The following is a 13013-nucleotide window of genomic DNA, read 5'->3' as shown; positions in this document are numbered from 1 at the left end:
GTTGTTACGGTCCCGGCATGCCACGCCTCGTCGATCTCGCCGGCTACCGCCGGTTCTGGGCGGCGTCGACCACCTCGATCTTCGGCACCCACATCACCGGCCTCGCCGTGCAGATCCTCGCCGCGATCGCCCTGCACGCCACCGCGACCGAACTCGGCCTGCTCAACGCCGCACGCTGGATGCCGTACCTGCTGTTCGGGCTGCTCGACCTGCCGACGCTGGCGCTGCTGGTGGCGGTCGTGGGCGTGGCGTCGCTGTTCTTCGACGCGGCCGACCAGGCTTTTCTGCCGCGGCTGGTGCCCACGGGGCTGCTCACCTCGGCGAACGCCAGGCTGGAGCAGTCGGACGCGGTCGCGCAGACCGCCGGCCCGGTGCTGGCCACCGCGCTGATCAAGGTGCTGGGCGCGCCGCTGGCGGTGCTGGTCGACGCGGCCACCTACCTGATCTCCGGCCTCCTGCTCGCCTCGATCCGGGTCCAGGAACCCACCGCGCCAAGCACAGCCTGACCCCCGTGAGCGCATCTCACCGCACTGCCGAAACGCGGTCACCCACGGGCCGAGGCGCGCCTGCGGCGAGGCTGCAGGCGATCGCCACCAGCCACAGCAACACGCCGACCACGGCCAGTCGGTGCAGCCCAGCAACGAAATCAGCAGGTGCCTCCGGAGAGCCCGCGACCGCGCCGAACACCGCGACACCCAGCGCGGTCCCGGTCTGCCGCATGGTGTTGTTCACCCCGCTGGCCAGCCCCGAACGCCGCGGCCCGAGCGCGCCGACCGCGGCCGCCACCACCGGCGTGGTCAGCAATCCGGCACCGATCCCGCACGCGACCAGCACCGGAACCACCTCGGCGTAACCACCGCCCGGAGACGCCAGGGCCCAGCAACCCGATCCCGCCGCGGCGATCACCGCGCCGCACACCATGGGCACCCGGGGTCCGAAGCGCGCCACCATCCGCCCGGCCACCGGCGCCAGCAGCACCAGCGGAATCGACATCGGCAACAGCAGCACACCGGTGCGCGCCGGCGAGTTCCCGCCGAGGTTCTGCAGGTACAGCGACAGCACGAACAGCGTGCCGTTCATGCCGAGATTCATCAGCAGCGCCACCGAGTTCGCCGTCAGGAACGGCCGGTTGCCCAGCCACGAACGCGGCATCCGCCGCCCGGCCGCCACCAGCGCGGTCACAGCCAGCACCAGCGCTGCCACCACCGATGCGTCCAGCCCTGCCTGGCCGGCCTCGATCACCGCGAACACCAGCGCCGTCAACCCCGCGACCGCGCCCGCCAGCACCCCGACGCGCACCCGCTGCCCGCGATCGCCGGGCACATCCGGCACCAGCGCGCGAACTCCCACGACCGCGGCGATCACCACCGGCACGTTCAGCGCGAACACCGACTGCCAGCCGCCCCACTCGACGAGGAGGCCGCCCACCAGCGGACCGGCCGGCAACGCCAGCGACGACACCGCCGCCCACACCCCCAACGCCCGTGCCCGCGCCGCAGCATCCGGATACACCCCGGCGATCACCGCCAGGCTGCCCGGCAGCAGCAACGCCGCCCCCACGCCCTGCACCGCGCGGGCGGCGACCAGCGCCCCGAGCCCCGGAGCCAGCGCGCACCCCAGCGACGCCGCGCCGAAAACCGCCAGCCCGGCCAGCACCACCCGGCGGTGCCCGAAGCGGTCACCCAGCGCGCCACCGACCAGCAACATCCCGGCGATGGCCAGCGCATACCCGTCGACCACCCACTGCGTCCCCGCCATCTCCGCACCCAGCGCACCGCGGATGGCGGGCAGAGCCACGTTGACCACCGTGACGTCCAGCAGCACCAGGAACATGCCCGCGCACATCACCGCGAGCACCAGCACAGGAGAACCTCGTCTCTTCAACACGCACCGAGGCTGCACCCGCAACACTTCACGCCGGCCTGAAACGTCGTGGGCGCAGAATGGGCGCATGGCAGTCCAGGGAGACAGCGACATCGCACCGGTGGCCGCACTGTTCGCCGAACCCGGCCGCGCCAAGGTGCTGCAGGCGCTGGCCGACGGGCGGTCGCTACCCGCCTCGGTGCTGGCCGCGGAGGCCGGGCTGTCGGCCAGCGCCGCCAGCGCACATCTCGCCAAGCTCTGCGCCGGCGGCCTGATCGAGGCCCAACGCTCCGGGCGGCACCGCTACTTCCGGCTCGTCGACGACCGGGTCGCCGCCGTGCTGGAAGCCCTCGCCGCCATCGCACCGGTCGAACCGGTGCGCTCGCTGCGCCAGGGCACCCGCGCCGCCGCGGTGCGCGAAGCCCGCAGCTGCTACGACCACCTCGCCGGGAGGCTCGGCGTCACGGTCACCGCGGCACTGCTGGACCGTGGCGCGCTCGCCGCCGACGACGGCATCCCCGACACCCGCCGCCGCCCGCACGAGGGCCTGTCCGTGCAGCTCAGCGACCATCCCTACCGGCTCGGTCCGCACGCCGAAGAGGTCTTCGCCGCCCTGGGCGTGGACCTGCACGCCGTGCAGGCCGGGCCGTCGCGACGGCCGCTGCTGCGGTTCTGCGTGGACTGGAGCGAACAGCGGCACCACCTCGCCGGCCGGCTCGGCTCGGCGCTGCTGACCGCGCTGCTCGACTCAGACTGGCTGGCCCGCAAACCCCAGCAGCGGGCGCTGAAACTCACCGCGCACGGCGCCACCGGGCTGCAGACCGCGCTCGGCATCACGCCGGGCGAGCCCGGTCGGTCAACAGCCGCACCGCCAGCCCGGCCAGCACCGCGCCCATGAAGTAGCGCTGCACCCGCAACCATCCCGGGCGCCGCGCCAGCATGCCCGCCACCGACCCGGCAGTCACCACGATCAGCGCGTTCACCGACAGCGCCACCAGGATCTGCACCACGCTCAACGTCAGGCTCTGCAAGGCCACACCGCCCCGCGCGGGGTCGATGAACTGCGGCAGCAGCGACACGTAGAGGACCGCGATCTTCGGGTTGAGCAGGTTGGTCACCAGCCCCATCGCGAACAGCTTTCCCGGCCCGTAGGCGGAGGTGGGCACCGGCGCGAACGCCGACACCCCGCCCGGGCGCACCGCCTGCCACGCCAGCCACAGCAGGTATGCCGCGCCGGCGATCTGCAACGCCGTGTACAGCACGGGAACCAACGCGAACACCGTGGCGATGCCCGCGGTGGCCGCCGCCGCGTACACCAGGAACCCCACCGCCACGCCCAGCAGCGACACCAGCCCCGCCCGGCGTCCCTGCGTCAGCGACCGCGACACCAGGTAGAACATGTTCGGTCCCGGCGTGAGCACCAGCCCCAGCGCCACCACCGCGATCCCCGCCACCGCCGGAAATTCGACCACCACGCCACCTTCTCGCCGCAACGAACCGTCCTCATCGGACACTAGGCGGCCGCGGCGGCGGCACAAACGGCCAATTCGGCGGCACTGGCCTCACCTGGGCCGTGGTCAGTACTCGTCGTGGTACTTCACCTGCGGGCTGCCCGCCGGGGCCCCCAGGCCGGTGGCGCGGCCCTCGGGTTCCTCCCAGTCCTCCTGGCGCCCCAGGGCGGTCAGGTCCAGGAAGCTCGTGGTGCTGCCCAGCACGTCCATGCCCCGCCCGTAGGTCGAGTAGGTGTGGAACACGCGGTCGCCGACGCGCAGGAAGCAGCTCAGCCCGGGCAGCTCGAAGGGCTGCTCCCCGGAGACGTAGTAGCCGGTGCCGGCCCGCCGGTGCTCCTCGGCGGTGCGGTAGTTGTACTCCACCGGGCGCACCGACTCGTCCAGCGTCACGTGGAAGTCGTAGTTGAAGTCGCTGCCGTAGGAGGAATACCAGGGCACCGCCCAGCCCATCCTGGCCCGGAACGCCTCGATCTTGGCCAGCGGCGCGCGCGACACCAGCACCAGCGACGTGCCGCGGGCGTGCAGATGCGCCAGGTGCCCGATCTGGTCGATGAACGACGAGCAGCTCCGGCATGCGCCGTCCCACCTCGGATCGAACATCGCGTGGTAGATCACCAGCTGCGGCCGCCCGTCGAACAGCTCCGGCAGGCCGACCGGCCCGGCCGGGCCTTCGAACCGGTAGCCCGCGTCGATCTCGACCATCGGCAGCCGCCGCCGGTCGGCGTTGAGCGCGTCGCGGGCGCGGGTGAACTCCTTCTCCCGCACCAGGAAATCGCGGCGGGCCGCCAGCCACTCCTCGCGCGAAACGATGTCAGGAACGCTCATCACATACTCCGTCAACCTCGTGGTTCCGCCTGCACCACGGGTAGACCGGCGCGCGCCGCGAAACTCATCGCGCCAGCGCCCGGCGCGCGTGCCGCAAGAAGTCGCGTTCGGCCGCGTTGCCGGTCCCCGCGATCGCAGCGTCGTAGGCCCGCGCCGCCTCCTCGACGCGCCCCAGGCGGCGCAGCAGGTCCGCGCGGACGGTGTGGAACACGTGGTATCCGCCGAGGTCGAGCTCGTCCACCAGGGCCAGCCCCGCTTCCGGGCCCTCGACCTCCGCGACGGCGACCGCGCGGTGCAGCGCCACCACCTGGCTCGGTGACACCGCCAGCAACTGGTCGTACAGCGCCCGGATCTGCCGCCAATCGGTGTCGGCGGCGGTCGGCGCGTCGCTGTGCACGGCGTTGATCGCCGCCTGGATCTGGTAGGGGCCGGGCTGGTTGCGGCGCAGGCAGCGGCGCACGAGGGCCTGGCCTTCGGCGACGAGGTCGCGATCCCAGCGGCCGCGGTCCTGATCGGCCAGCAGCACCAGCGCGCCATCGGCGGTCGTGCGCGCCGCCCGCCGCGATTCGACCAGCAACATCAGTGCCAGCAGCCCCAGGACCTCCGGCTCGTCGGGCATCAGCTCGGCCAGCAGCCGCCCCAGCCGGATGGCCTCCGCGCACAGGTCCTCGCGGACCAGCCGAGGCCCCGAACTGGCGGTGTGGCCCTCGTTGAACACGAGGTAGACCACGGCCAGCACCGCGCGCAGCCGGTCGGGCAGGTCGACTTCGCTCGGCACCCGGTACGGGATCCCGGCGTCGCGGATCTTGCCCTTGGCGCGCACCAGCCGCTGGGCCATGGCCGGCTCGGCCACCAGGAACGCCCGCGCGATCTCCGCGGTTCTCAGCCCGCCGAGCAGCCGCAGCGTCAGCGCCACCTGCGCGCCGGTGGACAGCGCCGGGTGGCAGCACGTGAAGATCAGCCGCAACCGGTCGTCGTGCACGGGCCCCTCCTGTTCCGGCTCGTCGCGGGCGTGCAGCAGCAGCGCGGCCTGCGCGTGCCGGTCCTCTCGGGAGGCCTCCCGGCGCAGCCGGTCCACCGCCCGGTTGCGCGCCGTGGTGATGATCCAGCCCACCGGACTCGGCGGCAGGCCCGCCGACGGCCACTTCGCCACGGCCGTGGCGAAGGCGTCCTGGACCGCTTCCTCGGCGATGTCGATGTCGCCGAAGACGCGGACCAGGACCGCCACCGCGCGGCCGTGCTCCGCGCGGAAGACCCGCTCGACCTCCGCTACGCCGACGACCGGCACGTCTCGCCCTCGTCGTCCTGCAACGGCCGCACCTCGATGGGCAGGGTGATCGCCTTCGCCAGCTTGCGGCCCCACTCCAGCGCGGCGTCCAGGTCGGCCGCCCGGATGATGGTGAACCCGCCCAGGTGCTCCTTGCCCTCGGTGTACGGGCCGTCGGTGGTGAGCACGTCGGTGCCCGCCGCACGCAGCACGGTCGCGGTGGCCGGCGGGTACAGGCCCGCGGCGAACACCCACGCCCCGGCGGCCTGCATCTCGGCGTTCACCGCCTGCACGTCCCGCATGATCGGCTCCAGCACCTCCGGCGGCGGCGTGGGCCCGTCGGGCTGGTAGATACTCAGCAGGTACTGCTTCATCGGGTTCTCCTCGCGCTCGTGAAGCCGGCTCCGCCCCGGCTCCTCACCCACTACACGAACGGCTTAGCGCCGGATCGACACCACGGTGCGAAGAATTTCCGCGGGCCGCCACCCGGCACGTGAAGATGATCACGCGGCCGCCGGACTGTGGTCTGCCTCTCCGCGCCGGTCGCGGCTGAATCGGTCCGGCGCGCGGTCCACTGTGATCCGTGGCGGGCGCGCAACGGCACCGGCGCACTGGGGATAGCATCCGGCTAGGCAATCACCCGGCGAGCAGGAGAACGAAACCTCATGACCCAAGCTCCCGTCACCGTGACCGTTACCGGTGCGGCCGGTCAGATCGGCTACGCGTTGCTGTTCCGGATCGCATCCGGTCAGCTCATCGGGCCCGACACCCCGATCAAGCTCCGCTTGCTGGAGATCCCGCAGGCGGTCAAGGCGGCCGAGGGCACCGCGATGGAGCTCGACGACTGCGCCTTCCCGCTGCTGCAGAGCATCGACATCACCGACGATGCCCGCACCGCGTTCGACGGCACCAACGTCGCGCTGCTGGTAGGCGCCCGCCCGCGCACCAAGGGCATGGAGCGCGGCGACCTGCTGGAGGCCAACGGCGGCATCTTCAAGCCGCAGGGCGAGGCGATCAACGCCGGTGCCGCCGACGACGTGCGCGTGCTGGTGGTCGGCAACCCGGCCAACACCAACGCCCTCATCGCCCAGGCCCACGCGCCGGACGTGCCCGCCGAGCGGTTCACCGCGATGACCCGCCTGGACCACAACCGGGCGCTGTCCCAGCTGGCGCAGAAGCTGAACGTGTCGATCACCGACATCAAGAAGCTCACCATCTGGGGCAACCACTCCGCCACCCAGTACCCCGACCTCTTCCACGCCGAGGTCGGCGGCAAGATCGCCGCCGAGCAGGTCGAGCAGGCCTGGCTGGCCGACGAGTTCATCCCGACCGTCGCCAAGCGCGGCGCGGCCATCATCGAGGCCCGCGGCGCGTCCTCGGCCGCCTCGGCCGCCAACGCCGCCATCGACCACGTGCACACCTGGGTCAACGGCACGCCCGAGGGCGACTGGACCTCGGCGGCCGTGGTCTCCGACGGCTCCTACGGTGTGCCGGAGGGTCTGATCTCGTCGTTCCCGGTCACCGCCCGTGACGGCAAGTTCGAGATCGTGCAGGGCCTGGAGATCGACGAGTTCTCCCGCGAGCGCATCGACGCCTCGGTCAACGAGCTCGTCGAGGAGCGCGACGCGGTCCGCAAGCTCGGCCTGATCTGAGCCACCCGCGCAGAGCCGAAGTGGGCCGTCCCGGTTGCGGGGCGGCCCACTCCTCGTTGCGGATCCGGTGATATTCGGTTGCCGGGACCGGCCGCGGGGCAGGACCATCGGCGCATGGCCCATCCCCCGGAACTGATCACCCTCGAATCCGCGGTGCTGCGCCGCTGGCGCGGTGGCGATCTCGCCGAGATGCACCGAGTGGTCACCGAGGCCCTGCCGCACCTGCGGCCGTGGATGCCGTGGGCCGCCGGGGACTACTCGCTGGACACCGCCGTCGAATTCCTCGACCGCTGCGACCGCAACTGGCACACCGGCAGCGCCTACACCTACGCCATCATCGTCGACGGCGCGATCGCCGGCTGCGTCGCCATGGAACGCCGCATCGGCTCCGGCGGCCTGGAGATCGGGTACTGGCTGCACCCCGACTACACCGGTCTCGGCCTGGCCACCACCAGCACCGCCGCGCTGGTCGACGAGGCGTTCGCGCTGCCGGGCATCGACCGGGTGGAGATCTGGCACGACGCGGCGAACACCGCCAGCGGGCGCATCCCGCAACGCCTCGGCTTCACCTGCGTCGACCGCCGCAGCCCCAGCCGCGACCCCCGAGCGGGCAGCGAAGAGGGCATCGACGTCATCTGGCGACTGACCCGCCCGGCCCAGCGGTGACGCCCGAGGTCGCCACCGCCGCCGGCCGGATCCGCGGCCGCCACGACGCGATCCGCTCGTTCCTCGGAATCCCTTACGCCGCAGCACCGTTCGGGCCGAACCGGTTCCAGCCGCCCAGGCCGGCAGCGGCCTGGCACGGGGTGCGTGACTGCGTGGCGTTCGGCCCCATCGCGCCCCAGGACGCGGAACTGCCCGGCGCGCCGACGTGGTCCGGCGCCGACGACGTGCTCACCCTCAACGTCTGGGCGCCGCCGGCCGCGCACCGGCTCCCGGTGCTGGTGTGGATCCACGGCGGCGCCTACACCTTCGGCTCCACCGCCCAGCCCGACTACGACGGCACCGCCCTGGCCGCCACCGGGCTCGTCGTGGTCACCGCCAACTACCGGCTGGGTTTCGAAGGGTTCGGGCACCTGCCCGGCCATCCCGACAACCGCGGCCTGCTGGACCAGATCGCCGCGCTGCGCTGGGTGCGGGAGAACATCGCGGCATTCGGCGGCGACCCGGGCAACGTGACGGTCGCCGGGCAGTCCGCCGGCGCCGGATCGGTGGCGTGCCTGCTGCTCATGCCGCAGGCACGCGGGCTGTTCCGCCGCGCCATCCTGCACAGCGTCCCCGATTCCTACTTCACCACCGACGCCGCCGCGGCCATCACCGCCGAGATCACCACGCGGCTGGGCACCGATCCGGCGACGGCATCGCCCCACGAACTCGTCGCCGCCGCGAGCGAAGTCTCCGGCGGCCCGCAGCCCGGTTCCCGACGACAGTACGACCCGGTCCTGTTCGGCCCCGTCGTCGACGGCCGCACGCTGCCCGCGGCGCCACTGTCCACAGTGCACGACACGACCGTGAACCTGCTGGTGTGCCACACGACCGAGGAGTACTGGCTGTTCGACGCGCTGGACACCATCAAGCGCGTCGACACCGATGCCCAGCTGCGCGCCTTCGCCCACGCCATGGCCATCCCGGACACCGTCGCCGAGCACTACCGCACCCTCGCGTCCTCGCCGCGCGAGGCCTATCTCGCCCTGTTCGGCGACGCGATCTTCGCGGCCCACAGCACGCGGCTGGCCGAGCACCACGCACGCCACGGCGGGCGGGCGCACCTGGCCCGTTTCGCCCGCAGCCGCGCCGGAGTCCACGCCTGGCACGGCGCCGATGTGCCGCTGAACTTCGGCAACCTCACCGCGGCGGACTTCCTCCTCGGCGGCCCGCCCGACGACCACGACCAGGCCTTGTCCCGGCGCATGATGCGCGCCTGGCGCGACTTCGCCCGCACCGGCGACCCCGGCTGGCCGCCGGTCACCACCGGCGAAACCCCGGTGCACACCTGGGCGATACCCGGCGACCGGCTCGACCGGGCCGGCGGCGAACCCTGGCGCGCCATGCGGTGACCGCTCAGCCCGGCCGGTTTCCCATCGCCGAGGGCTGCAGCAGCGAGATCGGGTTGCCGTCGAGATCGGTGAAGGTCGTCATCCGGCCCCACGGCACGTCCTGCGGATTCCCGGCCTCCACCCCCGCGGCGCGCAGCTCCGCGATATCGGCGTCCAGGTCGTCGGTGTGGAACTGCAGGTGCACGGGCCCGCCGAATTCGCGCCCGTCGACGCTGAAGTCGACCAGCACCACACCGGTCTGCGCGCCGGGCGGGGCGACCATGACGAACTGGCCGTGCGGGCCGGCGATGTCCACGACCAGTTCGAAGCCGAGGACATCGACGTAGAACTCGCGGGCCTTGACGTGGTCGGCCACCGGCACCGACACGAACTGCAGACGTGAGATTCGCATGTCGACACGGTAGGTGCCGCCTACAGTTCGAGCACCAGATGCGGACGGGACCACGTGATCGCACCCTCCGCGGCAACCGTCCCCACCCGCTGAGCCCCGACCGACAGGTAGAAGCCCTCCGACGGCGGGTGCGACACCACGTGCACCCGCCGCAAACCCCGGGCGCGGGCCTGCATGCGGGCGTCGTCGATGAGCATCCGGCCCACGCCCCGGCCCTGCGCGGCGTCGTCGACGAACATGAAGTCGAGCTCGCCCTCGCCGGCGCCGCCGCGCCCCGGGACGATCACCGTGTAGAAGCCCATCGGCCGGCCCGCCTCGTCGCGGGCGACCCGCACCAGATGCGCCGCCAGGTACTCGGCGTCGATGCCCAGATCGGCCACCATCACCCGGTAGTGCCCGCGGTAGGCGCTGCTGGTCCGCACGATCCGCGTCAGCCGTTCGGCATCGGCGACCGTCGCGTCCTCGATCTTTATTGCCATGGCAACCAGTCAATACCAGCCCCACGACACCCGACGCGCCGGAAGCGCGGTTCACCACACCGACTCGATGGCTTCCTCGAGCGCCATCATCCGGTGCGGGCCGGCGAGGTGGCGGGTCGCGAACGCGCAGGAATACCCGTGCTTCCGCGACACCCACGCCGTGGAGCCGCCCAGGCCGCCCATGGCCAGGTCTCCGTCGTAGTGCTGCAGGCCCAGCGTCCACGTCACGTCGAAGCCGAGGAACAGGTCCCACCCGCTGACCTGCGGCCGGATGAACTCCCCGTGCAGTTCCCCGCCCAGCAGCCGCGCCACCGGCCCGTCGGCGTCGGCCAGTCCGGCGAAGAACCCGCACAGTGCCCGGGCGGTGGTGTGCATGCCGATCGCCGGGAACTCGGCGCGGCGCCAGCGTTCGGAGTTGTGCAGCGCCACGTCCAGCGCGCCGGGAGGTACCGCCAGCGCGCGGTGCGTCAGATCGCCGGGCTCGCCGAACTTCCAGGACTCCGGGTCGGCGACCTCCAGTTCCGCGACCCGGCTCAGGTCCGCTTCAGGAACCCCGAAGTGCGCATCCAGCCCCAGCGGTCCCGCGATGTCCTCCCGGAACACCGTCCCCAGCGAGCGCCCGGTGACCGACCGCACGACACCGTCGAGCAGATGACCGTAGGTCAGGCCGTGCTCGGCCACCGCCGTGCCCGGTGGCCATTCCGGCGCGGCCGCGGCCAGCTGCGCGCGCAGCCCGGCGTCGTCGAACAGGCCCCCGGCCGCGGCGGGGAACACCGGTTGCCCGGCCTGGTGGCTGAGCAGCTGGCGCAGCGTGGTCGCCGACTTGCCGGCCGCCGCGTAGTCCGGCCACAGCGCGGCCACCGGGGTGTCCAGCGCGATCCCGGCTTCGGCCAGCACCGTCAGCAGGGTCAGGGCGGCGAACGGCTTGCTGACCGAGTAGACGTGCACGAGCGTGTCCTCGCGCCACGGGCTGGTGCGCGCGGCATCGGCCCACCCGCCGGAGAGTCGCACGACCTCCTCGCCGCCGTGGCGCACCACCAGTCCGGCGCCGGTCTCGCGGCCGTCGGCCAGCAGCTGCGCGAAGGTCTCGGCGACCTTGGCGAACCGGTCGTCCACCACGCCCCGCGGTTCCATCGTCCTCCCGCCCCTTCGGTGTCCACTGTGGAACAATTCCGGAGGCCCCGGCTCGGTGACCGTCCGCTGACAACCAGACTATTCGGACGATCAACTCCTTTTTCGCGGTAAGCGAAAGCCTCGTCGCGACTCCCACCGATAGGGTGGCGTTATGTCCGAAACGTTCCGCCTGGTCCGCAGCGGAAAACTGTCCGATGTGGCCGAATACGCCTACGGCGCGGTCGTGCACCCCAGCGCACAGCTCGTCTTCGCCGCCGGAGCCTGCCCGCTCGACGAGTCCGGCGGCACCGTGGCCGTCGGCGACTACGCCGCACAGGCGCACCAGATGATGCGCAACCTCGAAACCGCCCTGGCCGACGCCGGGGCCCGGCTGTCCGATGTGGTCAGGACGACCGTCTACGTGGCCGCCACGCGGCAGGCCCACCTGGTGGCGACGTGGGAAGTGGTGCGCGACCACTTCGGCGACCACGACCCGCCCAGCACGCTGCTGGGCGTCACGGTCCTCGGCTACGACGACCAGCTGGTCGAGATCGACGCGCTGGCCGCAGTGGACCCCGGAGCCGGGACAGCAACCGGAAATCTGGGTGCGGATCCGGAAACCAATTGACAACCTGGTGGTCATGAACCATCAGCACGACGCCGCCACACCTGGGCCGCAGGCCCGGGTCACCACCCCCATCACCGCGGATCTCCTGCGCGGCGCGCTCGACCTGGAACGCACCGAGCACGGGTTGCTGCCGCACCGGCTGCCGGCCTGGGCGCGTGCGCAGTACACCGATGGGCAGCTGGCCATGGCCGAGTCCCAGCCCTCCGGCGTGCGGCTGGTCGTCAGCACCCGGGCCACGGTCGTCGAGCTGGACGTCCTCCCCACCAAGACCGTCTACCAGGGCCTCCCGCCTCGCCCCGGCAGCGTCTACGACCTGCTCGTCGATGGCCGCCTGACCGACCAGGCCAGCGCGCCGGGCGGCAACGTCGTGACCGTGGACATCGCCACCGGCTCCACCGAGACCCGGCCTGGCCCGGTCGGCACCGTCCGGTTCGCCGGGCTGCCCGACCGCGTCAAGGAGGTCGAGATCTGGCTGCCGCACAACGAGCTCACGCAACTGGTCGCCCTGCGCACCGACGCTCCGGTCGAGCCGGTGCCGACCGGGCGACGGAAGGTGTGGCTGCACCACGGCAGCTCCATCAGCCACGGCTCCAACGCGGCCAGCCCCAGCACGATCTGGCCCGCGCTGGCCGCCGCCCTCGGCGACGTGGAACTGATCAACCTGGGCTTCAGCGGCAGCGCCCTGCTCGACCCGTTCACCGCCCGCACCCTGCGCGACACCCCCGCGGACCTGATCAGCGTCAAGATCGGCATCAACGTTGTCAACGCCGACCTGATGCGCCTGCGCGCCTTCACCCCGGCGGTGCACGGCTTCCTCGACACCATCCGCGAAGGGCATCCGACGACGCCGCTGCTGGTCGTCTCGCCGATCCTGTGCCCCATCCACGAGGACACTCCCGGCCCCGGCGCGTTCGACGTCGACGCGCTCCGAGCCGGAAAGGTGCAGTTCCGGGCCACCGGCGATCCTGCGGAGCGCGCCGCCGGGAAGCTGACGCTGGGCGTCATCCGGGAGGAGCTCGCCCGCATCGTGAAGCAGCGCGCGGCCGACGACCCGAACCTGCACCACCTCGACGGCCTCGAGCTCTACGGTGAGGCGGATTTCGCCGAGCTGCCGCTGCCCGACCGGCTGCACCCGGACGCAGCCACCCACCGCCGCATCGGCGAACGCTTCGCCGAACGGGCCTTCGGCACCGACGGACCGTTCACCGCCGAACGAGCCCGCTGACT

General features: G+C 72.4%; 15 protein-coding genes. 7 read left to right on the top strand and 8 right to left on the bottom strand.

Annotation, left to right across the window (positions count from 1 at the left end):
- Positions 1-17: 17 nt before the first annotated feature.
- Entirely contained in the window at positions 18-506 is a 489-nt protein-coding gene (locus AC07EQ_RS04645; RefSeq protein ID WP_478386556.1) for an MFS transporter, read from the top strand.
- A 16-nt stretch (positions 507-522) separates the two neighbouring features.
- On the opposite strand, the gene AC07EQ_RS04640 is transcribed toward AC07EQ_RS04645, so the two are convergent.
- A complete protein-coding gene (locus AC07EQ_RS04640; RefSeq protein ID WP_478386555.1) occupies positions 523-1887 on the bottom strand; it encodes an MFS transporter in 1365 nt (454 codons plus the stop codon).
- Between the two features lie 64 nt (positions 1888-1951).
- Between AC07EQ_RS04640 and AC07EQ_RS04635 the strand changes: the two genes are divergently transcribed.
- Entirely contained in the window at positions 1952-2761 is an 810-nt protein-coding gene (locus tag AC07EQ_RS04635) for a helix-turn-helix domain-containing protein (RefSeq protein ID WP_478386554.1), read from the top strand.
- Here AC07EQ_RS04635 and AC07EQ_RS04630 read toward each other — a convergent pair.
- From AC07EQ_RS04630 to AC07EQ_RS04615, 4 genes are all read right to left on the bottom strand, one after another.
- Positions 2697-3335: a LysE family translocator gene (locus tag AC07EQ_RS04630; protein ID WP_478386553.1), complete on the bottom strand. Its 639-nt coding sequence runs from the start codon at positions 3333-3335 to the stop codon at positions 2697-2699. The genes AC07EQ_RS04635 and AC07EQ_RS04630 overlap by 65 nt on opposite strands.
- Before the next feature lie 105 nt (positions 3336-3440).
- Positions 3441-4199 (bottom strand): DUF899 domain-containing protein, encoded by a 759-nt coding sequence (locus AC07EQ_RS04625; protein ID WP_478386552.1) that lies wholly within the window; start codon positions 4197-4199, stop codon positions 3441-3443.
- Between the two features lie 64 nt (positions 4200-4263).
- Complete coding sequence (locus tag AC07EQ_RS04620) at positions 4264-5487, bottom strand: RNA polymerase sigma factor (protein WP_478386551.1); 1224 nt, start codon at positions 5485-5487, stop codon at positions 4264-4266.
- Positions 5469-5840 carry a YciI family protein gene (locus tag AC07EQ_RS04615; RefSeq protein WP_478386550.1) on the bottom strand — a complete coding sequence of 124 codons (372 nt, stop codon included), beginning with the start codon at positions 5838-5840 and terminating at the stop codon, positions 5469-5471. The genes AC07EQ_RS04620 and AC07EQ_RS04615 overlap by 19 nt, the downstream gene beginning before the upstream one ends.
- Before the next feature lie 291 nt (positions 5841-6131).
- Between AC07EQ_RS04615 and AC07EQ_RS04610 the strand changes: the two genes are divergently transcribed.
- The 3 genes from AC07EQ_RS04610 to AC07EQ_RS04600 all read left to right on the top strand — a co-directional run bounded on the left by AC07EQ_RS04610 (position 6132) and on the right by AC07EQ_RS04600 (position 9175).
- Positions 6132-7118 (top strand): malate dehydrogenase, encoded by a 987-nt coding sequence (locus AC07EQ_RS04610; protein WP_358378706.1) that lies wholly within the window; start codon positions 6132-6134, stop codon positions 7116-7118.
- Between the two features lie 114 nt (positions 7119-7232).
- Positions 7233-7784, top strand: a complete 552-nt coding sequence (locus AC07EQ_RS04605; protein ID WP_478386549.1) for a GNAT family N-acetyltransferase — start codon at positions 7233-7235, stop codon at positions 7782-7784.
- Positions 7781-9175, top strand: coding sequence for a carboxylesterase/lipase family protein (locus tag AC07EQ_RS04600; RefSeq protein WP_478386548.1), 1395 nt, complete (start codon positions 7781-7783; stop codon positions 9173-9175). Before AC07EQ_RS04605 ends, AC07EQ_RS04600 begins: the two co-directional genes overlap by 4 nt.
- Positions 9176-9179: 4 nt before the next feature.
- Here AC07EQ_RS04600 and AC07EQ_RS04595 read toward each other — a convergent pair whose 3' ends face one another.
- The 3 genes from AC07EQ_RS04595 to AC07EQ_RS04585 are packed head-to-tail and all read right to left on the bottom strand — an operon-like array spanning position 9180 to position 11179.
- Complete coding sequence (locus tag AC07EQ_RS04595; RefSeq protein WP_132490162.1) at positions 9180-9566, bottom strand: VOC family protein; 387 nt, start codon at positions 9564-9566, stop codon at positions 9180-9182.
- Between the two features lie 20 nt (positions 9567-9586).
- Entirely contained in the window at positions 9587-10045 is a 459-nt protein-coding gene (locus AC07EQ_RS04590) for a GNAT family N-acetyltransferase (RefSeq protein ID WP_478386547.1), read from the bottom strand.
- A 51-nt stretch (positions 10046-10096) separates the two neighbouring features.
- Positions 10097-11179, bottom strand: a complete 1083-nt coding sequence (locus AC07EQ_RS04585) for a serine hydrolase domain-containing protein (RefSeq protein ID WP_478386546.1) — start codon at positions 11177-11179, stop codon at positions 10097-10099.
- Positions 11180-11330: 151 nt separating this feature from the next.
- Between AC07EQ_RS04585 and AC07EQ_RS04580 the strand changes: the two genes are divergently transcribed.
- Complete coding sequence (locus AC07EQ_RS04580) at positions 11331-11786, top strand: RidA family protein (RefSeq protein ID WP_478386545.1); 456 nt, start codon at positions 11331-11333, stop codon at positions 11784-11786.
- Positions 11787-11799: 13 nt separating this feature from the next.
- Positions 11800-13011, top strand: a complete 1212-nt coding sequence (locus AC07EQ_RS04575; RefSeq protein ID WP_478386544.1) for a GDSL-type esterase/lipase family protein — start codon at positions 11800-11802, stop codon at positions 13009-13011.
- The last annotated feature ends 2 nt before the right edge of the window (positions 13012-13013 follow it).

The organism is Saccharopolyspora sp. NPDC045839, assembly GCF_056431645.1.
The sequence above is the reverse complement of the archived record's forward strand: the minus strand, read 5'-3'. Positions and strand labels throughout refer to the sequence as shown.